The organism is Solwaraspora sp. WMMD406 (genome assembly GCF_029626025.1).
GTDB lineage: Bacteria > Actinomycetota > Actinomycetes > Mycobacteriales > Micromonosporaceae > Micromonospora_E.
Genome location: NZ_JARUBF010000001.1, coordinates 5,528,808 through 5,553,898, shown reverse-complemented (window position 1 = coordinate 5,553,898; position 25,091 = coordinate 5,528,808). Strand labels below are relative to the sequence as shown.

Genomic DNA, 25,091 nt, shown 5'->3' with positions numbered 1-25,091 from the left:
CCGCCGACCGACGCGATTCGCTCGGCTCAGGGGCGGCAGCCGCGCGGTGCCGCCTCCCGGTCGCTCGGCACCGTCTCGATCAGCGTGTCGGACAACGCGATCACCCACTGCCCCGGCTCGTCGTAGGAGCCGGGCACGGTCACCCGTACCGGCACCTCCCGGTCGACCGTCGTCCAGACCGTCGCAGCCGGCTGCTCGCCCGCTGGCTGCTCGCCCGCTGGCTGCTCGCCGGCCGGCTGCTCGGCGGCGTGCCAGCAGACCCCGTCCAGCGGATACACCAGATCAGTCGGAGGAAACGTGGCGGCCGGCACCCCGCAGGCCACCGTGATCGGCGGCTCGCCGTACGCGGCGTTCTGCTCCGCCCCGGCGCTCACCAGCCGCTGGCGCAGGTCGCGCAGCGTACCGGGAAGTTGGGACAGCAACGCCCGGCAGACGATCGCGGAGCGTTCGTCGAGGGCGGCGGCCTCCATCGGTACGGGCGCGGTCGGCACCGGCGCGGCCGAGCCCCCGGCGTCCGGTCCGGCGCCCGGCGCGCCGGACGCCGCCGCGGCGGCGTCCGGCGCGGTGCCGGGGTCCGCCGGGTCGGCCGGCGCGAGCCGGCTCAGCGCGGCGAACGCCACGATCAGAGTCAGCGGCAGCGCCACCACGGTCGCCCAGATCGCCGCCTGGCGGGTGGTGCGGTCCGACCCGCCCGGCGCCGGCTGCGGCGCGGACGGGCTGGTCGTCGGGGGAGTGAGCTGGTCGGTCACTTACAGTCGCACCACCGAGCAGGTAAGGGTGCGGGTGATGCCCGGCACCATCTGGACCCGGCTGACTATCATCGTCCCGAGTTCGTCCACGGTATGCGCCTCGGTGAGCACGACGACGTCGTACGGCCCGGTCACCGCGTCCACCCGGACCACGCCGGAGATGTCCGCGATCGAGTCTGCCACGTCGCGTGCCCTTCCGACTTCGGTCTGGATGAGGATGTATGCCTGGACCACGACCCGACTCCTATCCGCCGCCGGGAGCGGCTCGAACGTGAAACTACCGTACGGAGCAGGCCGGATTCATGACGGTGCCCGAGTGGAGACGACGATGGACGAGGTGGACCGGTGAATGTGGCACGGGCGGGTGAATTCGGGCTCATCTCTCGGGTCACCGCGCGGCTGCGGCCCGGTGCCGCCACTCTGCTCGGTCCCGGCGACGACGCGGCCGTGGTCGCCGCCTCCGACGGCCGGGTGGTCGCCTCCACCGACGTGCTCGTCGAAGGCCGCCACTTCCGGCGGGACTGGTCGAGCGCGGTCGACGTCGGGCATCGGGCCGCCGCAGCGAACCTGGCCGACATCGTGGCGATGGGGGCGGTGCCGACCGCGCTGCTGGTGGCCTTCTGCGCCCCGCCGGACACCGACGCCGGCTGGGCCGAGGACCTGGCCGCCGGCCTGTCGGCGGAAGCCGCCCTGGTCGGTGCCAGCGTGGTCGGCGGGGACATGTCGGCCAGTCCGACGCTGACCATCGCGGTGACCGCCCTCGGTGACCTGCACGGCGTCGACCCGGTGCTGCGCGGCGGCGCCCACGCCGGGGACGTGGTCGCTCTGGCCGGCCGGCTCGGGTACGCCGCTGCCGGCTACACGGTGCTGTCGCGCGGGTTCCGGTCACCGAAGCTGCTGGTCGAAGCGCATCGACGTCCGGAGGTGCCGTACGCCGCCGGGCCGGCCGCCGCGCTCGCCGGCGCCAGCGCCATGATCGACATCTCGGACGGGTTGATCGCCGACCTGGGCCACGTCGCCACCGCCAGCCAGGTCGGCATCGATCTGCGCCGGGACGCCTTCGACGTACCGCCGCAGATGCGCGACACCGCCAACGCGCTCGGCGTCGACCCGTACCAGTGGATCTTCGGCGGTGGCGACGACCACGCCCTGGCCGCGACCTTCCCCGAGGACCTGCCGTTGCCGAAAGGCTGGCAGCACGTCGGGCACGTCGTCAAAGGCGCGGGCGTGACCATCGACGGCCGCCCCTACCAGGGGGCCGCCGGCTGGGAACACTTCCGCTGACCGCCGGAGCGGAGCTGGCCTGAGCCGGCCGGGCGAATCCCGGTCCGGCCGCGCCGGGACCTACCCTGGGGATCGTGACCGATCTGCTCAGGACCAGCGTCGACATCCGCCCGGTGCCCTACACCGACCCGGTGGCCCAGGACCTGGTCCGCGCCGCCATGGCCGACCTCGGTGCCCGCTACGGCGGCACCGGCGACGACACCCCGGTCGACCCGACCGACTTCGCACCGCCCGCCGGGACGTTTCTCGTCGCCTACCTCGACGACGTACCGGTCGGTTGCGCCGGCTGGCGCAGCCACGGCGACGCCGGCTCCGACGCCGAACTCAAACGGATGTACGTCGCCGACGCGGCCCGTGGCCGAGGTGTGGCCCGCACGCTGCTCGGCGCGGTCGAGCGGTCCGCCGCCGAACACGGCCGCCGCCGGGTCATCCTCGAATGCGGCGACAAGCAACCCGAGGCGATCGCCCTCTACCGCAGCAGCGGGTACGCCCGGATCCCCAACTTCGGCTACTACCGGGACTCGCCGGGCTGCCTGTCCTTCGGTCGTGACCTGTGACCCGGCCGGGGGAGACGTCCGGGGCACCCGCGTAACCGACCGCGGGTACACGCGTAGCCGCCGGGTCGTCAGACGACCCGGCGGCTACGGACGGTAAATCGAGTAGATCGAAAGGCGAGGGCGTCAGGCGCCCCGGACCACCTTGCCGGCCTTTAGGCAGGAGGTGCAGGCGTTCACCTTGCGGGTGTTGCCGCCACCGGCCGGAGTGCGCACGGTCTGGATGTTGGGGTTCCAGCGGCGGTTGGTCTTCTTCTTCGACCACGGCACGTTGTGACCGAAGCCCGGCCCCTTGCCACAGACGTCGCACACGCTAGCCACGGGATACTCCTGGGATTGTGTCGTTCATCAGGTCGCCGGTCGCGGGGACATGAAACGCCGGAAGACCCGACAGACACGCCGCCCAGACAACCTGGCCAGGTTACCCGATGCCCCGCCCGCCCGGCCAATCGCCCCCGCCCCGCCCCGTCGCTGCCCGCTGCTGCCCACGCTGCTGCCCCGCCGTCGCTCTGCCGCTGCGGACCGGCCCGGTCGGGGCCGTCCTTCCGGCAGCTGTCGGGGCACGCCAGTAGGCTCATCGCCGTGCTGGACACCCTCGACGCCACCGCCGTCCGCCGGTGGTGCGCGGGTGGCCTGGCCGCGCTGCGCCGGCATCAGAGCGAGATCGACGCCCTCAACGTCTATCCGGTGCCCGACGGCGACACCGGCACCAACCTGGTGCTCACCCTCACCTCCGCCCACCACGCGCTCGCCCTCGACCTGGACAACTCCTCCGAAGGAGAGCAGACCGCACACGGCCGGGTGCTGCGGCTGATGGCCCGGGGCGCGCTGCTCGGCGCCCGAGGCAACTCCGGCGTGATCGTCTCGCAGATCCTGCGCGGCCTCGCCGACGCGCTGACCGACACCGCCGTGATCCGGGGCCGCGCCCTGGCCGGCGCGCTCACCGCCGCCACCGACGCCGCGTACGCGGCGGTGGCCCGACCGGTCGAGGGCACCGTGCTGACCGTGGTCGCCGCCGCCGCGCGGGCCGCCGACCGGACCGGATCCGACGACCTGCCGACCGTGGTCCGGGCCGCCGCCTCCGCCGCCACCACGGCACTCGCCGCCACCCCGAAGCAGCTGCCGGCGCTGGCCCGCGCCGGGGTCGTCGACGCCGGCGGCCGAGGACTGTGCCTGCTGCTGGACGCCCTGGCGGCGGTCGTCACCAACGGCACCGCCACAGGTGCCGACCCGAGCCCCGACACCGACACCGACACGGACACCGACCCGGATACGGACACGGACACGGACACGGACACCGACCCAGGCCCCGACACCGCTGCCGGCCGGGGTGCCGGCGCGGGCACCGTCCACGCCACCGATTCCGGCGAACACCCCCACCCGACCGGTGCCAGCGGGTACGCCTACGAGGTGCAGTTCCTGCTCGACGCCACCGCCGACGCGGTGCGGCGGATGCGCGCCGAACTGCGCCGCCTCGGTGACTCGCTGGTCGTGGTCGGCACCGGCGACGACCCACCCACCTGGAACGTGCACGTACACGTCGACGTCGGGCACATCGGGGCCGCCATCGAAGCCGGGATCACCGCCGGCCGGCCGTACCAGATCTCGGTGACCCGCTTCGCCGCCCAGCCGGCGGCGACCGGCGACGTGGCCCCGCGACCCGGGGCGGACCTGCGTTCCGACGCGGACCCGGCGGTGCCGCGACCCGCCCGGGGTGCCGTGGTCGTCGCCGCCGGGGACGGGCTGTCCGCCATCTTCGCCGACGAAGGCGCGGCCGTGGTCCCCGCCGGCCCGTCCACCGGGCAGCTGCTGGCCGCGATCCGGGCCACCGGCGCCACCCAGGTCGTGGTCCTGCCCAACGACCCGGACACCCAGGCCGTCGCCGGCCTCGCCGCCCGCGAAGCCGAAACCGACGGCGTCACCATCGCCGTCGTCCCCACCCGCTCCCCGGTGCAGGCCTTGGCCGCGCTCGCCGTACGGGACCCCCGGCGCCGCTTCGACGACGACGTGATCGCGATGGCGGAGGCCGCCGGAGCCTGCCGGTACGCCGAGGTCTGCTACGCCGCCCGCGACGCACTCACCACGGCCGGCCGCTGCCGCCCCGGCGACGTACTCGCCCTGGTCGAAGGGGACGTGCTGCTGATCGGCACCGACCTGGCCGGCACCTGCCGCAACCTGCTCGACCAGCTCCTCGGCGGCGGCGGTGAACTGGTCACCCTGGTCGTCGGGGCGCAGGCCCCGGCCGGGCTCGCCGACACCGTCGCCGACCACGTCCGCCACGCCTGGCCGTTCGTCGACGTGCACGTCCTCACCGGCGGGCAGCCGCACTATCCGCTGCTGGTGGGAGTCGAATGACATCGCCACCGGGAGCCGAACGACAGCCATGGGGAGTCGAATGACCCAGCCGTGCACCCTGGACACGCCGTTGACCGTCAACCTCGGCGCCAAGACCGCCAAGGCGATGGCCGACCACCTCGACCTGCACACCGTCGGTGACCTGCTCTACCACTTCCCCCGCCGCTACGACGAACGCGGCGAACACACCGACATCCGGTCCCTGGAGGTCGGTGAGCAGGTCACCGTCCTCGGCCAGGTGCGGCGGACCACCGTACGGCCGATGCGGCAACGCCGGGGCAAACTGCTGGAGGTCGTCGTCGAGGACGGCTCCGGTGGCACCCTGACGTTGACCTTCTTCGGCAACCAGGCCTGGCGGGAACGCGACCTGCGACCCGGCCGCTGGGGGCTGTTCGCCGGCAAGGTCACCGAGTTCCGGGGCGTACGGCAACTCAACGGACCCGAGTACGTGCTGCTCGGCGACGGTGCCGCCGACGGCGAGGTGGCCGCCGAGGGCGACGTGGAGGAGTTCGCCGGCGCGCTGATCCCGGTCTACCGGGCCGCCGCCGCCGTACCCACCTGGGTGATCGCCCGCTGCGTCAAGACCGTGCTGGACGTGCTCACCCCGCCCGAGGACCCGATGCCGGCGGCGGTCCGGGCCACCCGCAACCTGATCGGGCTGGACGCCGCGTTGCGGCAGATCCACCGTCCGGCCGGCGAACCAGAGCTGTTCCAGGCCCGGCGGCGGCTCAAGTGGGACGAGGCGTTCGCCGTACAGCTGACGTTGGTGCGGCGCAAGCTGCGCGCCGCCGACTGGCCGGCGCGGCCCCGGCCCCGCGCGGACGCCGGCCTGCTGGCCACCTTCGACGGACGGCTGCCGTACGAGTTGACCGACGGGCAGCGGCGGGTCGGTGACGAGATCGCCGCCGACCTGGCGACCGCGCACCCGATGCACCGGCTGCTGCAGGGCGAGGTCGGTTCCGGCAAGACGGTCTGCGCGCTGCGGGCGATGCTGCAGGTGGTCGACGCTGGCGGTCAGGCGGCGCTGCTGGCCCCCACCGAGGTCCTCGCCGCCCAGCATCATCGGGGGATCGGCGACCTGCTCGGGCCGCTCGGCCGGGCCGGTGAACTGGACGGCGACCCGGACGGCACCCGGGTGGTGCTGGTCACCGGTTCGCTCGGCGCGGCGGCCCGGCGGGCCGCCCTGGAGGAGGTACGCGAGGGCCGGGCCGGCATCGTGATCGGCACCCACGCCCTGCTGTACGAGGGTGTCGACTTCGCCGACCTGGGCCTGGTGGTCGTCGACGAGCAGCACCGGTTCGGGGTGGAGCAGCGCGACGCGTTGCGGGCCAAGGCCGAGCAGCCGCCGCACGTGCTGGTGATGACCGCGACCCCGATCCCGCGTACGGTCGCGATGACCGTCTACGGCGACCTGGAGATCTCCGCACTGACCCAGCTGCCCGGCGGCCGTTCGCCGATCGCCTCGCACGTGGTGCCCGCCGCCGAGAAGCCGGCGTTCCTGGACCGCACCTGGCGGCGGATCCGGGAGGAGGTCGCCGCCGGCCATCAGGCGTACGTGGTCTGCCCGCGCATCGGTGACCAGGGGGGATCCGGCGCGGCGGCGTCCGACGACGAGGAACCGCCCGGTGACGGTGGCACCGACGCCGGCAGCTCCGACACCGGCTCGCGACGACCGCCGCTGGCGGTGGCCGAGGTGGCGCCGCTGCTGGCCGACGGCCCGCTGCACGGGCTGCGGCTCGGTGTGCTGCACGGCCGGCTTCCGGCGGACGAGAAGGACACCGTCATGCGGGCCTTCGCCGCCGGTGACCTGGACGTGCTGGTGGCCACGACCGTGATCGAGGTCGGCGTTGACGTACCGAACGCGACCGTGATGGTGGTGCTGGACGCCGACCGGTTCGGGGTGTCGCAGCTGCACCAGCTCCGGGGCCGGGTCGGCCGGGGCGCGGCGGCCGGGCTGTGCCTGCTGGTCACCGAGGCGGTCGAGGGCAGCCCGGCCCGGGAACGGTTGGACGCGGTGGCGTCGACGACCGACGGGTTCCGGTTGGCCGAACTCGACCTGGAGCAGCGGCGCGAGGGCGACGTGCTGGGCGCCACCCAGTCGGGCCGGCGTTCACACCTGCGGCTGCTGTCCCTGCTACGCGACAGCGAGTTGATCGGGCAGGCGCGGGCCGAAGCGATCGAGCTGCTCACCGAGGACCCGGAACTGGTCCGGCAGCCGGCGTTGGCGGCGGCGGTGGCGGCCTTGGTCGACGAGGAGCGCGCCGAATACCTGGAGAAGGGCTGACCGGCGGTCCGGTCCTGGGTCGACGGCATCCGGACGGGTTTCCCAACGACGGAGGAGCGCCGACCGGAACCGGTCGGCGCTCCTCCGTCGTGCGGTGCTGTCACGGATGACGGTTCAGGTCATCCGCAGTGGTCGTGCTCAGGCGGTGAAGGTGATCCGCCGACGACGAGCCAGGTAGAACAGGCCGCCACCCAGGGCCAGCAGGGCCAGGGCACCGGCGGCGATGCCACCGGCGGCCGCGCCGGTGACCGGCAGTTCGCCGCCGCCTTCACCGCCGCAGTCCTCCGGCTGCTCCCAGGCGATGGTCTCCTCGACCCCGAGCGTCTCGCTGACCACGGTGACCTCGAGGCCCTCCTCTGCCGGGAAGGCGACGATCTCGGTGACGCCCGGCGCCACGGTCACGGTCTGCGCGTCGCCCGAGTTCGGGGTGAGCGTGACGCTGAACTCCTCGCCGTCCTCCGGGTTGGCGAACCCGAAGACCAGCTCCTCACAGGTGGACTCGTAGCCGCCCTCGGGCTCGCCCGGCACGACGCAGTCTTCCGGCTCGACCCAGCTGTACGGCTCCCCGACCGGCTCGCCGTCGGCGGTCACCGTGACCGGCCCGGCGTCGCCGGGCACCACGATGTCTTCCTTGCTGTCACCGGGTTCGATGACGTACGACTCGCTGAACTCACCGGCGGACACGACCAGCTCGACCGGCTCGGTGGCGGTCTCACCGTTGCTCAGCGTCACCCAGACCATGCCGTCGCAGTCGGACAGGTAGCTGGCGGCCGGCGCGACGGTGGGGACTTCCTGGGTCGGGCTCGGCGACGGCGTCGGCTCGGCCGTCGCGGTCGGCTCGGGGCTCGGCTCCGGCGAAGGGCTGGGCTCCTGAGTCGGGCTCGGCGTCGGCGTCGGCTCGGGGGTCTCGGTGGTGCACTCACCCTCGAAGGTGATCGTCTGCTTGCGCAGCTTCTTCTCGGCGAATCCGTCGTTCCAGCCGACCATCACGCCGAGCGTCGCCCATTTGGCGTCACCAGGCAGGCGCTGCTCGCCGACGACGGTCTCCTCGACCGGGTACGGGTAGCCGTCCCGGATCTTGGTCCGCTCGATGCCGGTGAGCGTCGTGCTCGCCGGCAGGTGGAAGGCGGCCAGGAATTTGAAGTGCGTCGACTCGAAATGCCACTCACTGTCGACGTTCCAGGTCACCACCCACTCGCCGGTGGTGGTGTCACAGACCGCGCTACCGGTCGGTACGGAGTAGTGCGCGCTGGCGGGGGCGGCGAAAGCCACCGCACCGACCAGGCCGATCGTCGCGCCGGCCGCGAGGGCCAAGGCGCGCCGAAGCGGAGACTTCAGACGGTTCACAGGTACTCCTGGGTGAGGGGTATCAAGGCGCGACGCGGGGCGGACGGCCGGTGTCGGATGCGGTCGAGCGGCCGGTGCGACGATTCCTCGCGTCGCGCGTCCGGCGAGTTCACGCCGGCACAGCGCCCGACCTTAGCGGTTCCTGAAGTCCCGTAGTGACCCACAGGTCGAGCTAAGAGTGATGTTGTCTATTCGAGACAATTGATATACGAAGAGTGCCCCCGATGCTGGTCACGAGTGATGTCCGACGGTCGTCCGTCCGGCGGGGGAGCCGCTCATCTGATCGCGTAGCGTTCTGGTCATGACCCGGATCATCGCCGGCCGGCTGGGCGGGCGCCGGATCACCGCGCCACCGGGAGCGGGCACCCGACCCACCGCCGACCGAGTCCGCGAGGCGTTGTTCAGCGCCCTCGGCACCATGGTCGACCTGCCCGGTGCCCGCTTCGCCGACCTCTACGCCGGTTCCGGCGCGGTCGGCCTGGAAGCGCTGTCCCGGGGCGCGTCCCACGTCCTGCTGATCGAGTCCGACGCGCGGGCCGCCCGTACCGTCCGGGACAACATCGCCACGCTACGGGCCGGACCTGACGTACGCCTGATCACCGCGAAGGTCGCCACCGCCCTGGCCACGCCGCCGGACGGCGGCGGCTACGACGTGATCTTCGCCGACCCGCCGTACGCGGTCACCGACGACGAGGTACGTCGAGTGCTCGGCGCCCTGGTCACCGGCGGGTGGCTGGCACCGGACGCCGTGGTGGTGGTCGAACGGTCCGCCCGGGGGCCGGCGTGGGAATGGGTGGAAGGCATCACTGCCGAGCGCGGGCGGCGTTACGGCGAGACAATGCTTTGGTACGGTCGGCGATCATGAGACGTGCGGTGTGTCCCGGCTCGTTCGATCCGGTCACCAACGGTCACCTCGACATCATCGGCCGGGCCAGCCGACTGTTCGACGAGGTCATCGTCGGAGTCCTCATCAACCAGTCCAAGGCGGGGCTGTTCACCATCGACGAGCGAATATCGATGCTCCGCGAAGTCACCGAGTCCTACCGCAACGTACGGGTCGAATCGTTCCGTGGCCTGCTGGTGGACTTCTGCCGAGCGCAGGAAGCGGCGGTCGTGGTCAAGGGGCTGCGAGCGGTCAGCGACTTCGACTACGAGCTGCAGATGGCGCAGATGAACATCGGCCTGGCCGGGGTGGAGACCCTCTTCATGCCCACCAATCCGCTGTATTCGTTCCTTTCCTCCAGTCTGGTCAAGGAGGTCACCAAGTGGGGCGGTGACGTCTCGGCGCACCTGCCGGACGTGGTCGCCGACCGGCTGCTCGCCCGAGTGACCGTACCGCCGAAGCCCTGACCCGGCCGGCGGCGCGGGCCTGCCGCGCGGCCGCCACGCGTCGGGACCCGGCCGGCGACCGCGACGCGCCGCTGACGGGTGTGGGTGGACCGTCCGTCGCCCCCGACCGCATCATTGGTGGAGCGCCGATCCGGCACGGTTGCGCGATGATGACGTTCTGGTCCGGCCTTGCCATCATGGGTCGACCCACCGACGACAGGGAGTGAGATGCTGGTGGATCCGTTCGACCGCATCGACGAGATCATCGCGATGGTGGAGACCGCGCGGGCCGTTCCGATGTCCCGGAACAACTGCATGATCGACCGGGCCGAGATGATCGGCATCCTCGACCAGCTCCGGGCCGAGCTGCCGGCCGACATCCGCCGGGCCGCCGCCCTGTTGGAGGAACGCGACAAGATCATGGACGCCGGCAAGCGGGAGGCCGACCGGATCATCGGCGAAGGTGAGGCCGAGCACGCCCGACTGGTGTCGGTGAACGAGATCACTGTCTCTGCCGAGCACGAGGGCGCCCGGATCGTCGCCGAGGCCCGCGCCGAGGCGCAGCGGTTGCGCGCCGAGGTCGACGACTACGTCGACACGGCCCTGGCCAACTTCGAGCAGTTCCTCACCCGGGCACTCGCCTCGATCGAACGCGGCCGGGACAAGATGCACGCGCTGCGGGAGATCGGCACCTTCTCCGGCGACGAAAACGAGCGACCCCTGCCGTTCTGACCGGTTCTGCCCGGTACGGGGTCGGGCCGGGGTCGGGCCCGGTACGGCCGGTTCGGGCCGCCGGGCCGGCGGCCCGGCGGCCCGGTAACGGGGCTCCCCCGACCCGACGTGTCGGGGGCGTGGCCCGCCCCGATTCGACGCTGACGTCGCCGCTCGGGTAACCTGCTTTGTCGGCCTCTACCAGGCCGGAGTCCAACTATGCGCAATCACTCGTCGAACAAACTCAACCCCAGGTCGCCGCTGGTCCTCGATACGAGGGAGCTGCCGCGCCGACCTGGCTCGTTGCGTACCGTCGATCGGGTGGTCCCGGCACCGGCGGACCTCGGACTGGAAATGAACGGCGTTCCCGAAGGTGCCGACCTGAGCCTGGACCTGCGGCTCGAGTCGGTCTCCGAGGGGGTGCTGGTCTCCGGGACGGTCTCCGGACCGGTCTCCGGGGAGTGCGGGCGGTGTCTCCGCCCGATCAGCGAGTCGCTGACCGTCCCGATCCAGGAGCTGTACGCGTACGAGAACAGCACCACGGACGAGACGACCGACATCGACGAGGTGGGCCGGTTGCAGGGCGATCTGATCGACCTGGAGCCGGCGCTGCGGGACGCGGTGGTGCTCGCGCTGCCGACCAACCCGCTCTGCCGGCGCGACTGCCCGGGCCTGTGCTCCGAATGCGGGGTGCACTGGGACGAACTGCCGGACGACCACAGCCACCAGCAGGTCGACCCGAGATGGGCCGGCCTGACGCAACTGACCCGCCAAGAGGAGTAACGACGTGGCCGTTCCCAAGCGCCGGATGTCCCGCAGCAACACCCGGTCCCGCCGGTCCCAGTGGAAGACCACCGCGGTCGTGACCGTCGAGTGCCCGCAGTGCAAGTCCGCCAAGCTGCCGCACACCGCCTGCAACGTCTGCGGCACCTACAACGGCCGCCAGGTCATCGAGGTCTGATCCGGTCGTCGTGACGCCGCCGATCTTTGATCGGGCGGCGCGAGCCTTCGGGCGAACGCCTGGTGCGCCTGCCTCCGGACGTGCCGACCGGCGCGAACCGGTGAGCACCGTTTCGGAGCAGGGCACCGCGCGGATCGCCGTCGACCTCCTCGGCGGGGATGGGGCACCCGCCGTCGTGGTTGACGGCGCTCTGCGGGCCTGCCGCGCCGATCCCGATCTTCACCTGTTGCTCGTCGGCCCCCACGAGGCGGCCGACGAGCTGGTCGCCGCGCTCCCGGTCGACGACCGCCGCCGGATCACCGTACGGTCCGTGCGGGAGGCCGTACGGATGACCGACCCGGCGGTACGGGCCAGCCGGGCCGGCACCACCACCCAGGCCAGTGTCGCCGCCGTCGCCGACGGTGCCGCCGACGCCGTCGTGTCCGCCGGACCCAGCGGAGCCACGGTCACCGCCGCGGCCCTCGGCTTCGGCCGCCTGCCGCTGGTCCGCCGTCCCGCCCTGATCGCCACCCTGCCGGCCGTCGCCGGACCGGTGCTGCTGCTCGACGTGGGCGCCTCGGTCGAGGCCCGACCGGCGACCCTGGCCCGGCACGCCGTGCTCGGCGCGGCGTACGCCGTCGCTACCGGGACTCACCGCCGGCCCCGGGTCGGGCTGCTCTCCATCGGCACCGAAAGCGGCAAGGGCGACCGGGCCCGGCGCGGTGCGGAGGTCCTACTACGGTCCGTCACCCTACCCGGCGAAGGCCGGTACGTCGGGCTGGTCGAGGGACACGAGGTGGCCCTCGGTGGCCGGGCCGACGTCGTGGTCACCGACGGATTCACCGGCAACGTGCTACTCAAAGGCATCGAAGGCGCGTACGCCATGGCCGGTGGCCCCGAGCCGGGTGACATCGCGCCCCGGGCCGCCGCCCTGCTCGGCGTCGCCGGTACGGCGGTGGTCTGCCACGGCGCCGCCACCGCCGCCGATCTCGCCTCCGGCATCGCCCTCGCGGCCAGCCTGCACCGCCGCGACGTGACCGCCACCACCGCCAGGCTGCTCGCAGACGCAGACGTAGACGAGGTAACGGCATGAGCAACAACCAGTCCCGGCGGCCAGCGGTCGCCCACCTGGAAGCGGCGTTCGGCGTCGCGTTCGAACCGGATCTGCTGGAACGCGCGCTGACCCACCGGTCGTACGCCTACGAGAACGGCGGCCTGCCGACCAACGAGCGGTTGGAGTTCCTCGGTGACTCGGTGCTCGGCGTGGTGATCACCTCGGCGTTGTTCCACAACCACCCTGACCTGCCGGAAGGTCAGCTGGCGAAGCTGCGCGCCAGCGTCGTCAACATGCGGGCGTTGGCCGACGTGGCGCGTTCGCTCGGCCCGAAGGGGCTCGGCCCGTACCTGCTGCTGGGCAAGGGCGAGGAGAGCACCGGGGGCCGGGACAAGGCCAGCATCCTGGCCGACACCCTCGAAGCGTTGCTCGGTGCCATCTATCTGCAGTACGGCCTGGACACCGCGTCGATCGTCATCCACCGGCTGTTCGACCCGCTGATGGCCGAGTCCGCCCGCCGGGGCGCGGCGCTGGACTGGAAGACGAGCCTGCAGGAGCTGACCGCGACCCTCGGGCTCGGTGTGCCCGAGTACCGCATCGACGACGCCGGGCCGGACCACGCGAAGACCTTCACCGCCTGGGTGGTGGTCGCCCGCATCCGGTACGGCGGTGCCGAGGGACGCAGCAAGAAGGAAGCCGAGCAGCGGGCCGCCGAGGCCGCGTGGCGGACCTTGTCGGCGCAGGTGGCCGACCCGGAGGTGACCCCGCCGTCCGGGGTCCCCGGCACCCCGCCGCCCGGTGCGTCGGAGATCGTGCCGTCCGGTGTGGCGGAGGTCGTGCCGTCCGGTGTGGCGGAGGTCGTGCCGTCCGGTGTGGCGGAGGTCGCGCCGTCCGGTGTGGCGGAGGTCGCGCCGTCCGGTGCTGCCGGGACTGAGCCGGGGGTCGAGCCGTCCGGCGAGGATCGCGCTGACGGCGATCGTGCTGGCGGCGATCGGCCCGAGGACGGCGCCGATGCCTGAACTTCCCGAGGTGGAGACGGTCCGGCAGGGCCTGGCCGGCTGGATCGTCGGGCGGCGGTTCGCGGCCGTACAGGTGCTGCACGCTCGGGCGGTGCGCCGGCACGCCGCCGGTGCCGCGCATTTCGCCGCGGTGCTCGTCGATCGACGGGTGCTCGACGTGTGCCGGCGCGGAAAGTACCTCTGGCTACCGCTGGACAGCGGCGACGCGGTGGTCGGCCATCTCGGCATGTCGGGACAGTTGCTGCTGCAACCGGCCACCGCCGACGACGAGGCACACCTGCGGATCCGGTTCCGGTTCACCGACGGTGATCCCGAGCTGCGTTTCGTCGACCAGCGTACGTTCGGTGGGTTGTCGGTCTCCGACGGTGGTGCCGAGTTGCCGGCGGAGATCGCGCACATCGCCCGTGATCCCCTTGATCCGGATTTTTCCGATACCGCCTTCGTGGCGGCGCTCCGCCGTCGTCGTACCGAGGTCAAGCGGGCGCTGTTGGACCAGACCCTGATCTCCGGCGTCGGCAACATCTACGCGGACGAAGCCCTGTGGCGGGCCGAACTGCACGGTGCCCGGCCCACCGACCGGCTCACCGGGCCGGCGGTGGTCCGGCTGCTGGGCCACGTCCGGGACGTGCTGCGGGAGGCCATCGTGCAGGGCGGTACGAGCTTCGACGCGCTCTACGTCGACGTGAACGGGCGCAGCGGCTACTTCGACCGGTCGTTGAGCGTCTACGGCCAGGAAGGCCGGCCGTGTCGCCGCTGCGGCGCGGCGATTCGCCGCGAGGCGTTCATGAACCGATCGTCGTTCAGCTGTCCGCGCTGCCAGCCCCGCCCGCAGATCCGTCCCCAGCCCCGTCCACGGAGCGTGCCGACGCGACCGGCCGGCTACGCCACCGCGCCGAACATCTGAGTCCAGTAGAGGGTGCCGTCGGCCGCCTTGGCGGTGCCGACTCCCATGGACACCGCCTCGCAGTTGAGGATGTTGGCCCGGTGTCCCTGACTGTTCATCCAGCCGTCCATCACCGCTTGCGCGGTGGGGTAACCCGCCGCCACGTTCTCGCCGATGGCGCGCTGATATCCGGCCCGCTGCGCCCGCTGCCACGGATCGCTGCCGTCGCTGCCGGTGTGCGACATGGTGTCGGTCGCGGCCTGGTCCTCGCTGTGCAGCCGGGAGGCCTCCGACAGCCGGGAGTTGACGACGACCTCGCCGCAGCCGTTGGCGGAACGTTCGGCATTGACGATAGCCAACACCTGCTGCTCGACGTCGTCACCACCGCCCGCCGCAGTTGGTGCGGGGCCGGCACCGCCCGGTGCGGCCGTGGTCGGTCTCGACGGAGTCGGCGTGGTCGGGTCGGGAGCGGGGCGCTCGGAAGCGTCGCGGTCGGGCGCCGCCGGTGTCGGGGCAGCGGTGCTGGGGGCCGGGGTGGGACTGGGAGTCGGTGCCGGACCGAGTTCGACACCCAGTACCTCCGGTTCGCCGATCTCCGGCTCGCCGTCGCCGCCGTCGGTCTCGTCGGTCGTTGGAGCCCGGGTGTCGTCGGCGGCCACCGTGGCCGGTCCGGTGCCGTCCCCCGAGCCGTCGGCGAGCCCGGCACGCATCATCGCCACCCCGCCGCCGATGGCCACCAGCAGTACGGCCACGAGCGTGGCCAGTGCGATCGGGCCCGGGGCGAACCGTCTACGGTCACCCGGCCGGCCGGTACGGCTCGACGTCGGCTCGCCGGCCAGGCGGGCGGCACGTCGCCTCGCAGCCCGGCTCGTGTCGGCGGCACCGGACGGAACCGCCGGGGTGAGCGCGGCCGTATCCGGGTCGTGGTCGGGATGGCCGTCGTGGCCGTCGTGGCTCTCGGCGTGGTCGCCCTCGGCCGGATGGCGCGCGGTGTCCTCGGCGGCGTCGGCAGCGAGCCAACCCGGCGTGTCAGGCCATTCAGCGGGCCAGGCCTCGCCGGTCGGCTCCGGGCCGAGGTGTGTGACGTGCGGGTGCTGATCCGGGTACGGGTGCTGATCGTGCCCCAGGTGCTGGTTTTCGTCCAGCTGGGCCGGGTCGTGCCCGCGCTGGCCGTCTGGACCGCGCCAGCCGGCGTCGAGATGGTCGCGCCAGGACGTCTGACCGAGCGACCGGGTGTCCCAGCCGCCGTCGTCACCCGGTCGGTCGCCACCCGTACCGGGGAGGCGCTGGTCGGTCGGTGACGGTGACGTCCTGCCCTGGGCGGAGTCGTCACCCGGGTCGATCCGCCGGTACAACGTCGGTTCCTCCGTCAGATGAGCTGTGGGCTTCGTCGCCAGGGCGGGGTTCGCCGTCGATCGCGGCCGGGCCGGGTGCGACGCTACGGACCACTGTGACGTTCGGCAATCCGGCTAAGGAACTCCGGCGATCCGCCTAAGGAAGAGATAAGGCGGACAGACCTCCACGCGAGTTGGTGGCGTTGCTGGTGTGACCTGCGCCGCAAAACCGCCACCCTTCGTACCTTTTGGGCGATAGGTTCGGTAGATGATGTGGGGATCCTCGTCCGGTGGAACTTGACGAAGCGACGACTTCGGCGGACCATAAAGAAGTCGCCAGTCGCGCCCAGTCGCGCCCCCGCATGCCCGGGGGTTGACAGTCGCGAGAGTTTGGGCGCGCGTTGGCCGGCCTTTCCGGCAGCGCATTACAAGGAGACGAAATGGCGAAGGCCCTCTACGGCCACGTTGGTGCGGCAGCCGATCGGCGCATGCTCGACGAGGTCACCCGATTGCGTGCCAGGGTGCAGGCACTGGAGTTCGAGATCACCCGGCTGCGAGCTGACAATGATCGGCTCGCCGCAGCGGCCGCCGAAGCAGACGACCTGCTCCGGCTGGCTGAGCCAGCACTTACCTGATCTCACCGGGCGCCGGGTGACCGGCGCCCACCGCCAGTGCACCATCCCTACCGCACGTAACCCAGAGCGCGCCGACACCTCACCCGTGGCGGCGCGCACCTTTTTGTCCGGGCCCGCTGGCTGTCGTGTGGCCGGCGCCACCACTGTCCGACTCCGGCACAGCCGACCGTCTCCCGGCGGTGCCGGACGGTATCCCGGGCAGGTCCGGCGGTGCCGGACGGTATCCCGGGCAGGTCCGGCGGTGCCGGACGGTATCCCGGGTGTCGCACTGCGCGCCGGACCGGGTGACCTGGGCGCGGACCGGTTAACCTGTGCGGTACTGACCAGGGACTGACGGCCGCACGGCGACCCGTCGGACGAGGAATCGCACCGTGCATCTCAAGAGTTTGACGGTGAAGGGATTCAAATCCTTCGCCTCCGCCACCACCTTGAAGCTCGAACCCGGGATCACCTGCGTGGTCGGCCCAAACGGTTCCGGCAAGTCCAACGTCGTGGACGCCATCGCCTGGGTCCTCGGCGAACAGGGCGCCAAGGCGCTCCGGGGCGGCAAGATGGAGGACGTCATCTTCGCCGGCACCGCCGGCCGGGCACCGCTCGGCCGGGCCGAGGTCACCCTCACGATCGACAACACCGACGGAGCGTTGCCGATCGAGTACACCGAGGTGTCGATCACCCGCCGGATGTTCCGCTCCGGGGAGAGCGAATACGAGATCAACGGCAACTCGTGCCGGCTACTCGACATCCAGGAACTGCTCTCCGACTCCGGCATCGGCCGGGAGATGCACGTCATCGTCGGCCAGGGCCAGCTCGACGCCGTACTGCACGCCAAGCCGGAAGACCGGCGAGCCTTCATCGAAGAGGCCGCCGGAGTGCTCAAGCACCGCAAGCGCAAGGAAAAGGCGCTGCGCAAGCTGACCGCGATGCAGACCAACCTGGACCGGCTGACCGACCTGACCGCCGAACTGCGTCGCCAGCTCAAACCGCTCGGCCGACAGGCCGAGGTCGCCCGGCGGGCCGCCGGCATCCAGGCCGACCTGCGCGACGCCCGACTCCGGCTGCTCGCCGACGACCTGACCACGCTGCGAACCACACTGGACAAGGAAATCGCCGACGAGACCGCGCTGCGGCAGCGGCGTACCGAGGTCGAGGCCGAGCACGCCGAGGTCCAGGAACGGCTGGCCGAACTGGAAGCCGCGCTCGCCGAGGACGCCCCGCTGCTGGCCTCCGCCCAGGACACCTGGTACAAGCTCGCCTCCCTGCAGGAACGATTCCGCTCCACCGAACAACTCGCCAGCGAACGATTGCGACACCTGTCGCTGGTGCCGGACGACGAGCGCCCCGGCCGCGACCCCGACCAGCTCACCGCGGAGGCCGACCGGATCCGGGCCCAGGAGGAGGAGCTGCGCGCCGCGCTCACCGACGACCAGGTCCGGCTCGCCGAAGCGGTCGAGTCCCGCCAACAATTGGAAGCGCAGCTCGCCGAGGCGGAGCGGGCCCTGGTCGCCGCCGCGAAGGCGATCGCCGACCGCCGCGAGGGATTGGCACGGTTGACCGGCCAGGTCAACTCCGCCCGGGCGCGCACCTCCAGCTCCGCCGAGGAGATCTCCCGGCTCGCCGCCGCGTACGCCGACGCGCGGACCCGCGCCGACCAGAGTCAACAGGAACTCGACGCGGCCGCCGAGCAGTCCACCGAAGCAGACCGGGACAACGCCGACCTGGACACCCGGCACGCCGAGGCGGTCGCCGCGCACGAGTCCGCCACCGCCCAGGTCCGGCAGCTGTCCGACGCCGAGCGGCGGGCCGAGAAGGAAGCGGCCACCTGGAAGGCCCGGGAAGACGCCCTCGCGATGGGACTGCGGCGCGCGGACGGAGCCGGTGCCCTGCTCGCCCGAGGCGACCAGGTACCCGGCCTGCTCGGCAGCCTGGCCAGCGTGCTGACCGTCGCGCCGGGCCACGAAGCCGCGCTGGCTGCGGCGCTCGGCAGTCTCGCCGACGCGGTCGCCGTCGAAGGCGTCGACGAAGCCACCGAAGCGATGCGGCTGCTCAAGATCCAGGATTCCGGGCGGGCCAGTCTGCTGGTGGCCGGACCGGCCGGACCGGGGATGATCGGGCCGGCTGACGCGCTGCGGCCGGCCATGCCGCCGGACGCCACCTGGGCACCGGACGCGATCGGCTGCCCGGAACCGCTGCGCCCGGCGCTGCACTGGGCGCTACGCGACGTGATCCTGGTCGCCGACCTCGACGCGGCGGCGCGGGCAGTGGCCGACCATCCCCAACTCCGGGCGGTCACCCCGGACGGAGACATCGTCGGCGCCTACGCCGCCGCTGGCGGATCGGCCAAGGCACCGAGCTTCATCGAGGTGCAGGCGGCGGTCGAAGAAGCCCGGGCCAACCGACTCACCGCCGAGGAGCAGATCGCCGAGCTGCGGGCCCAACTCGACGAGGCGCGCGACGTCGTCGCCGCCCACGCCGAGCTGGTCGCCGAGGCGAGCGCCGCCCGCCGGCAGGCCGAGGGGCAGCGCAACACCGCCGCCCGCCGGCTCGCCGAACTCGGTGCCGCCGCCCGATCGGCACGGGCCGAAGCCGAGCGGCTGGCGGCCTCCCGGGACAAGGCGACCGAGGCGCGCGAGCGCGACCTGGCCACCCTCGCCGACCTGGAGGAGCGGCTCCGGCTCGCCGAGGCGACCCCGATCGACGCCGACCCGTCGACCACCGAACGGGACGAACTCGCCGCGATGCTGCCCGGTGCCCGGCAGAACGAGATGGAGGTACGGCTCGCGGTCCGTACCGCCGAGGAACGGGTTTCCTCGATCGCCGGGCGGGCCGACTCCCTGCTGCGTCAGGCGGCGGCCGAACGGGCGGCCCGGGAACGCGCCGCCGCCCGGCGTGCCGCCCGCGCGCGGGGCGCTCAGATCGCCCGCGCGGTCGGCCTCGGTGCCCGCGCCGCCCTGACCCGGCTGGCCGAGTCCCTGGTCGAGGCCGCCCGGACCCGCGACGAGATCGCCCGCGCCCGCGCCGGGCGCGAGGCCGAGTTGCAGGAGGTACGGGGCGCGGTCAAACGGCTCGGTACGGAACTGGAGCGGCTCACCGGCGCGGTGCACCGCGACGAGGTGGCGCGGGCCGAACAGCGGCTACGGATCGAGCAGTTGGAGGCGAAGGCCGCCGAGGATTTCGCCCTGGACGTCGAGACGCTGCTCACCGAGTACGGCCCCGGCCAGCCGGTGCCGCCGACCGAGGCGCAGCTGGCGACGGCCGCCGCCGACGGCAAACCGGAGCCGCAGCCGGTGCCCTTCGACCGGCCGACGCAGGAGAAACGGGCCGCCAAGGCCGAACGCGAGCTGGCACTGCTCGGCAAGGTCAACCCGCTGGCGTTGGAGGAGTTCGCCGCGTTGGAGGAACGCTACAAGTTCCTCTCCGACCAGCTCGAAGACCTCAAAGCCACCCGCAAGGACCTGCTCACCGTCGTATCCGATGTGGACGATCGAATCCTGGAGGTGTTCTCCAGCGCCTTCGCCGACACGGCCCGGGAGTTCGAACAGGTCTTCACCGTGCTGTTTCCCGGCGGCGAGGGCCGGTTGATCCTCACCGACCCCGACGACCTGCTCACCACCGGGGTGGAGGTCGAGGCGCGGCCACCCGGCAAGAAGATCAAGCGGCTGTCGCTGCTCTCCGGCGGGGAGCGTTCGCTGACCGCCGTCGCCATGCTGGTCGCCATCTTCCGCGCCCGGCCCAGCCCGTTCTACATCATGGACGAGGTGGAGGCCGCCCTCGACGACGTCAACCTGGGCCGGCTGATCACCCTGATGGCGCAGCTGCGGGACCGTAGCCAGCTGATCATCATCACCCACCAGAAGCGCACCATGGAGGTGGCGGACGCACTCTACGGCGTCACCATGCGCAACGGGGTGACCCAGGTGATCAGCCAGCGGCTGAAGACCGCGTCGGACACCCCCTCGGACACCCCGTCGTCGGCTGCTCCGGCGTCCGTGGATCCGGCGTCGGTGGATCCGGCGTCGGCTGCTCCGACGTCGACGGTTCCGACGTCGCGACCGGAGCCCGCCGCTACGGTCGAGCCCCGCTGAGCACCCGCCGCGTGACCTCACGCAGGTGACCGTCCTTGGTCGTGCCCTCCAGCAGCACCTCGGCCGTGGACCCGTCGTGTACCAGCGTGCTGACCGCGTTGCCGAAGTACGGGCCGTCCAGCTTGCGCCAGCGCACCGACGGAGCCGGCAGGCCGGCCGCCCGGCCCAGCGCCCGGAGCACCGTGGCCGGACCACGCCACCAACCCAGCCGCATGAGGGGCCGCATGGGTGCCGGCACCTGGTTGTGGATCGGCGAACAGGTCAGCTGGTGCACCGGGGTGCGGACCTCGGCCGGCATACCGGCCCGGGCCACGTACGAATGGTGCACGTCGCCGGAGAGCACGCTGATCGACGCCGGCGGCGGATAGGCCGCACCGGCTCCCACCCGGCCTGGCGCGGTGTCCGTCGTCCCAGCCGCGGCGATCGACCCTTCGGCACCCGGCGAGTCCACGGCCCCAGATGGTGCCGGTGCCGCGCTGCGGGTGCCCGCACCCACCCGGGCGAACAGGTGACCGAGGTCGTCGAAGGACCGTCGGAAGGCGGCCCAGTGTTCGAGGTCAATGCCCCGACGCAGCCGTTCCGACGCGGCGGCCACCCACCGCCTGGGTGATTCCGCCAGCCGCTCGTTCCACGCCTCCAGATGGTGGATGGCCGGCGGCATGAGCCAAGGCAACGACGAACCGACCACCAAGTGCTCGTACCGCCCGTGGACCTGGTCGGTGAACCACGACCACTCACCGACCGGAAGGATGCTCCGCGCACCCGGCTCCAGTACCCGGCTGCACCGGTTGTCCAGCACGACGATCCGGGTCCGTCCGACATCCAGCGCATAGCTCCACTGGTACTGGGCCTCGGCCCAGAGCCGGGAATCGTGGGCGACGCCGGACTCGGTGTCCACCCGGCCGCCGAACTCGCGCAACACCTCGGTGGCGTCGTCGGCCGCCGCGACCACCTTGCCGTACACCGGGTCGGCGACGATCTCGTCCGGGCTGAGGTTGCCCAGGTGCTGGTAGACCCAGTAGGAAGCGAGGCCGCTGCTGATCCGCTCGGACCACCAGCTCTGCCGGCGCATCTGCGCCCGCCAGGACGCGGAGGTGTTCCAGTCGTCGATGATTTCGTGATCGTCGAAGATCATCACACTGGGAACGGTCGACAGCAGCCACCGGATCTCCGGATCCCGCCACGACTCCAGATAGAGCTTCGTGTACTCCTCGTAGCTGACCACCTGGTCGGCCGGGGCGTCCGGCGGAAGTCCCCGGTGCCGGCGGCGGCGCCGCAGGAACCGCTGGATCATCGGCGAGGTCTCGTCGGCGTAGACCTGGTCACCGAGGAGCAGCAGCAGGTCCGGCCAGTCGTCCCCGCCCGGGTCGAGACCCATCAGACGTCGCGAGTACGCGTCGAGCGCGTCCGGGGGCAGCCGACGAGTGGTCGAATGCTGGGTGGTCTCCCGGCACGAGCCGAAGACCAGCCGTACCGGTTGGGTGTCGTCCCGACGGGTACGGATCACACTCGCCGGATAGGGCGACTCCGGGTCCGGCCAGACCCGCCGGTCGTCCAGGAAGACCTCGTATCGCGCGCTGGCACCTGCGGCGAGTCCGGTCACCACGACCAACGCGTAATGGTGGTCGTACGCGCTGAAGGTGTGGGCCGTACCGCTCGCGGTGACGCGGGCCGCCGACGAGCCCGTCGCGGCGGTCGTGGCCGTCACCCGGACCGTCGCTGGCGCGCTGGTTTCCACCCAGATCGTCGCCCGATCGCCGACGACACGGCGCAGCACCGGCCCGATCAGCAGGTCGGCGCGGCCGCCGTGGTGGGTACGGTCGGCGCGGTGGGTGCCCGCGTCGTGCGGCGCGGTCGGCTCCAGCAGCGACTCCGGCAGCGGTTCGTCGCCGGCCGGCAGCGTTTCGTGGCCAGTCGGTGGCGTTGGGTCGCTGGTCACGGCCGAGCCAGCCGGCGGTGTCGTCGGGACTGCGACATGTGCGACCTCCGGGAGCGGGTGCGGAAAGCCGGGGCGGGCGGGACGCGAGTCTGTTGTACCCCTGCCGACGACCGATCACCCAGCCTGGCGACGTACCTCTCACCTGGGTTTCACCGGGGTGCCACCGGCGCGGACGGGCCAACGGCCGACAGTCGGCGGCGGATTGCGCACGTCGGCGCGCCAGCTGCCGGCGTCGTGCCTGTTCGCCACGGTGGGGACACCTTACCGGTGGGTCGGCGTCACGGATAGGCGCGGTGGGCGGGACGACCCGGCGGCCATCTGTCAGGATTTCCGGATGGATTACCTCGTCCTCGCCGCGATCCTGCTCGGTGTGCTGCTGCTTGCCGGGGTGGGGCTGCTGGTTCCCCGGTTCCGTCGGCAGCCCCCGTTGCCCCCGGCGCCCCCGGTCCCACCGGAAGGCACGGTCACCGAGGAACGCCCCCCGGCCGTCGAGGACGCCGACCGGTCGGCCGGGATCGCGGTCGAGCCCCGTCCACCGGCGCCGCCGGTCGAGCCGGAACAGGCTCCCGGTGAGCCGGTCGCCCCGACACCCGCGACGCTGGAACGCCCGGAACCGACCGCCGGCAGGTTGGTCCGGCTGCGCGCCCGACTGTCCCGGTCGCAGGGTCTGCTCGGCAAGGGGCTGCTCAACCTGCTCGCCCGCGACCGCCTCGACGAGGACGTCTGGGAGGAGATCGAGGAGAGCCTGATCAGCGCGGACGTCGGCATCGACGCCACCAGCGACATCGTGGGCCGGTTGCGCGAACGGACCCGGGTGCTCGGCACCCGCAGCGTCGACGAGCTGCGTACCCTGTTGTCCGAGGAGTTGGTGGCCGCGCTCGATCCGCAGCTCGACCGGACACTGAACACCGGGGGCGGGCCGAGCGTGATCCTGGTGGTCGGGGTGAACGGTGCCGGTAAGACCACCACCTGCGGCAAGATCGCCCGGGTCCTGGTCGCCGACGGGCGCACCGTGCTGCTCGGTGCGGCGGACACCTTCCGTGCCGCAGCCGCCGATCAGCTCACCACCTGGGCGTCCCGGGTGGGCGCCGAGGTGGTCCGTGGCCCGGAGGGGGCGGATCCGGCCAGTGTGGCGTTCGACGCCGTGAAGCGCGGGATCGACACCTCGGTCGACGCGGTGTTGATCGACACGGCCGGGCGGCTGCAGAACAAGGTCGGCCTGATGGACGAGCTGGGCAAGGTCAAACGGGTGGTCGGCAAGCACGGTCCGGTACACGAGACGCTCCTCGTCCTGGACGCGACCACTGGTCAGAATGGCCTGGAGCAGGCCCGCCTGTTCACCGAGGCGGTCGACGTCACCGGGGTGGTGCTGACCAAGCTCGACGGCACGGCCAAGGGAGGCATCGTCATCGCGGTGCAACGTAAACTCGGCATCCCGGTGAAACTCATCGGTCTCGGCGAAGGGCCGGACGATCTCGCACCATTTGTCCCCGTACAGTTTGTCGACGCCCTGCTGGGTGTCGAACCTCGTGGAACGGATGCGTAGCCTCGGGTGAGCTATCGCGATCAGGAGCCACGTCTCGGGAGACCGTACGTGACCCAGCATGAGATCCCCCTGCGCGGTGGCAACGTCAGCACCGTGGTGCGGGTCGGGGACACCGTCCGGCGCAACGTCGGCCCGTGGACACCCTCGGTGCACGCCCTGCTGCGGCACCTGGAGTACGTCGGGTTCACCGGGTCGCCGCGCGCGCTCGGCATGGACGAACGCAACCGCGAGGTGCTGTCCTACGTCGACGGCGAGTGCGGAGAGTATCCGTTGGCCCCGCACTGGGTCAGCGACGAGGCGCTGGTCACCGTCGCCACCATGTTGCGGATGTTCCACGACGCCCAGTACGGCTTCCAGCCGCCGCGCAACGCGGTCTGGCGCTCGTTCGGTCCGCCGCCCCCGGACACCGAGGTGATCTGCCATCACGACGCCGCCCCGCACAACGTGATCTGGCGGCCGGACGGCACGCTCGCGCTGATCGACTTCGACCTCGCGTCGCCGGGTGCCCGGATCTACGACGTGGCCTATGCCGCCTGGACCTGGGTGCCGCTTTTCTCCGACCGGGACTCCTACACGCTCGGCTGGCGCCAGCCGGACCGTCCGCGCCGGCTGCGGCTGTTCGCCGACGCGTACGGCCTGATCCCCCGGGACCGACACCGCCTGGTCCGGACCATCCGCAAGCGGGTCGTCGACCATGTGGAGGGGATCCGGCGGATGGCGGCCGCCGGCGACCCGGCGTTCGTCCGTATCGTGCACAAGGGTCACCTCCGTCGCCCGATGCGCGATCTGCGGCTACTCGACTACGAACGGCACATCCTGGAGTACGCCCTGCGGTGACCGGCGGAGTGGTTCCGGTGGGCGGGTGCCACCGGGTCGCACGGGCCGTGCCGCAGGTCCGATGGATCGTCTGGTGTCGTTGGCTCACCGCTCGGCACCGCCTATCCGGCCGAGCCGCAAGCTTGTGTCGCCTTCCGGACACTCGCCGTGGGCTATTCGGCTGATATGCCCCCACCTGATCAAGGGATCGTGAACGGTTCTTCACATGT

20 protein-coding genes and 2 pseudogenes are annotated in these 25,091 nt (G+C 72.1%); 16 read left to right on the top strand and 6 right to left on the bottom strand.

What is annotated here, in order from left to right; translation table 11 throughout:
• Nucleotides 1-26 precede the first annotated feature (26 nt).
• Both O7632_RS24560 and O7632_RS24555 read right to left on the bottom strand, forming a co-directional pair.
• Nucleotides 27-749, bottom strand: coding sequence for a DUF3515 family protein (locus O7632_RS24560; RefSeq protein WP_278117581.1), 723 nt, complete (start codon nt 747-749; stop codon nt 27-29).
• Nucleotides 750-983, bottom strand: coding sequence for an Lrp/AsnC ligand binding domain-containing protein (locus tag O7632_RS24555; protein WP_278117579.1), 234 nt, complete (start codon nt 981-983; stop codon nt 750-752). It abuts the gene before it with no gap.
• A 111-nt stretch (nt 984-1,094) separates the two neighbouring features.
• Between O7632_RS24555 and O7632_RS24550 the strand changes: the two genes are divergently transcribed.
• The gene (locus tag O7632_RS24550) at nt 1,095-2,033 is read left to right on the top strand and encodes a thiamine-phosphate kinase (protein WP_278117577.1); all 939 of its coding nucleotides are present in this window, start codon (nt 1,095-1,097) and stop codon (nt 2,031-2,033) included.
• Between the two features lie 83 nt (nt 2,034-2,116).
• Entirely contained in the window at nt 2,117-2,590 is a 474-nt protein-coding gene (locus O7632_RS24545) for a GNAT family N-acetyltransferase (protein ID WP_278120351.1), read from the top strand.
• A gap of 123 nt (nt 2,591-2,713) precedes the next feature.
• Here the strand turns inward: O7632_RS24545 and rpmB are convergent, their stop codons facing one another.
• Complete coding sequence (rpmB, locus tag O7632_RS24540) at nt 2,714-2,908, bottom strand: 50S ribosomal protein L28 (RefSeq protein ID WP_123600473.1); 195 nt, start codon at nt 2,906-2,908, stop codon at nt 2,714-2,716.
• A gap of 261 nt (nt 2,909-3,169) precedes the next feature.
• On the opposite strand from rpmB, the gene O7632_RS24535 reads away from it, so the two are divergent.
• Together O7632_RS24535 and recG are read left to right on the top strand one after the other, a co-directional pair.
• Nucleotides 3,170-4,942: a DAK2 domain-containing protein gene (locus tag O7632_RS24535; RefSeq protein WP_278117575.1), complete on the top strand. Its 1,773-nt coding sequence runs from the start codon at nt 3,170-3,172 to the stop codon at nt 4,940-4,942.
• A 40-nt stretch (nt 4,943-4,982) separates the two neighbouring features.
• On the top strand, nt 4,983-7,226 hold the full coding sequence (gene recG / locus O7632_RS24530; protein WP_278117574.1) for an ATP-dependent DNA helicase RecG: 2,244 nt from the start codon (nt 4,983-4,985) through the stop codon (nt 7,224-7,226).
• Between the two features lie 138 nt (nt 7,227-7,364).
• Here recG and O7632_RS24525 read toward each other — a convergent pair whose 3' ends face one another.
• On the bottom strand, nt 7,365-8,573 hold the full coding sequence (locus O7632_RS24525; RefSeq protein WP_278117572.1) for an LPXTG cell wall anchor domain-containing protein: 1,209 nt from the start codon (nt 8,571-8,573) through the stop codon (nt 7,365-7,367).
• A gap of 301 nt (nt 8,574-8,874) precedes the next feature.
• Between O7632_RS24525 and rsmD the strand changes: the two genes are divergently transcribed.
• From rsmD to mutM, 8 genes and pseudogenes are all read left to right on the top strand, one after another.
• The gene (gene rsmD / locus O7632_RS24520) at nt 8,875-9,438 is read left to right on the top strand and encodes a 16S rRNA (guanine(966)-N(2))-methyltransferase RsmD (protein WP_278117571.1); all 564 of its coding nucleotides are present in this window, start codon (nt 8,875-8,877) and stop codon (nt 9,436-9,438) included.
• Nucleotides 9,435-9,923, top strand: coding sequence for a pantetheine-phosphate adenylyltransferase (gene coaD, locus O7632_RS24515; protein ID WP_278117569.1), 489 nt, complete (start codon nt 9,435-9,437; stop codon nt 9,921-9,923). The genes rsmD and coaD overlap by 4 nt, the downstream gene beginning before the upstream one ends.
• A 213-nt stretch (nt 9,924-10,136) precedes the next feature.
• Complete coding sequence (locus O7632_RS24510) at nt 10,137-10,634, top strand: hypothetical protein (RefSeq protein ID WP_278120349.1); 498 nt, start codon at nt 10,137-10,139, stop codon at nt 10,632-10,634.
• A gap of 198 nt (nt 10,635-10,832) precedes the next feature.
• On the top strand, nt 10,833-11,396 hold the full coding sequence (locus tag O7632_RS24505) for a YceD family protein (protein WP_278117567.1): 564 nt from the start codon (nt 10,833-10,835) through the stop codon (nt 11,394-11,396).
• A gap of 4 nt (nt 11,397-11,400) precedes the next feature.
• A complete protein-coding gene (gene rpmF / locus O7632_RS24500) occupies nt 11,401-11,574 on the top strand; it encodes a 50S ribosomal protein L32 (RefSeq protein WP_278117565.1) in 174 nt (57 codons plus the stop codon).
• 100 nt (nt 11,575-11,674) lie between these two features.
• Nucleotides 11,675-12,646 carry a phosphate acyltransferase PlsX gene (locus tag O7632_RS24495; protein ID WP_278117563.1) on the top strand — a complete coding sequence of 324 codons (972 nt, stop codon included), beginning with the start codon at nt 11,675-11,677 and terminating at the stop codon, nt 12,644-12,646.
• A pseudogene (gene rnc / locus O7632_RS24490) lies at nt 12,643-13,344 on the top strand (ribonuclease III); the annotation flags it as partial. The gene O7632_RS24495 and the pseudogene rnc, both read left to right, overlap by 4 nt.
• 274 nt (nt 13,345-13,618) lie before the next feature.
• Nucleotides 13,619-14,530: a bifunctional DNA-formamidopyrimidine glycosylase/DNA-(apurinic or apyrimidinic site) lyase gene (gene mutM / locus O7632_RS24485; protein WP_278117561.1), complete on the top strand. Its 912-nt coding sequence runs from the start codon at nt 13,619-13,621 to the stop codon at nt 14,528-14,530.
• On the opposite strand, the gene O7632_RS24480 is transcribed toward mutM, so the two are convergent.
• Nucleotides 14,506-15,864 (bottom strand): CAP domain-containing protein, encoded by a 1,359-nt coding sequence (locus O7632_RS24480; protein ID WP_278117560.1) that lies wholly within the window; start codon nt 15,862-15,864, stop codon nt 14,506-14,508. The genes mutM and O7632_RS24480 overlap by 25 nt on opposite strands.
• 419 nt (nt 15,865-16,283) lie before the next feature.
• On the opposite strand from O7632_RS24480, the gene O7632_RS24475 reads away from it, so the two are divergent.
• Nucleotides 16,284-16,478 carry a hypothetical protein gene (locus O7632_RS24475; RefSeq protein ID WP_278117558.1) on the top strand — a complete coding sequence of 65 codons (195 nt, stop codon included), beginning with the start codon at nt 16,284-16,286 and terminating at the stop codon, nt 16,476-16,478.
• A gap of 371 nt (nt 16,479-16,849) precedes the next feature.
• Nucleotides 16,850-20,410: pseudogene (gene smc / locus O7632_RS24470) on the top strand (chromosome segregation protein SMC); the annotation flags it as partial.
• Between the two features lie 130 nt (nt 20,411-20,540).
• On the opposite strand, the gene O7632_RS24465 reads toward smc, so the two are convergent.
• Nucleotides 20,541-22,352, bottom strand: a complete 1,812-nt coding sequence (locus O7632_RS24465; protein WP_278120347.1) for an alkaline phosphatase D family protein — start codon at nt 22,350-22,352, stop codon at nt 20,541-20,543.
• 481 nt (nt 22,353-22,833) lie between these two features.
• Between O7632_RS24465 and ftsY the strand changes: the two genes are divergently transcribed.
• Nucleotides 22,834-24,045, top strand: a complete 1,212-nt coding sequence (gene ftsY / locus O7632_RS24460) for a signal recognition particle-docking protein FtsY (RefSeq protein ID WP_278117557.1) — start codon at nt 22,834-22,836, stop codon at nt 24,043-24,045.
• A 6-nt stretch (nt 24,046-24,051) separates the two neighbouring features.
• Entirely contained in the window at nt 24,052-24,882 is an 831-nt protein-coding gene (locus O7632_RS24455) for an aminoglycoside phosphotransferase family protein (RefSeq protein WP_278117556.1), read from the top strand.
• The last annotated feature ends 209 nt before the right edge of the window (nt 24,883-25,091 follow it).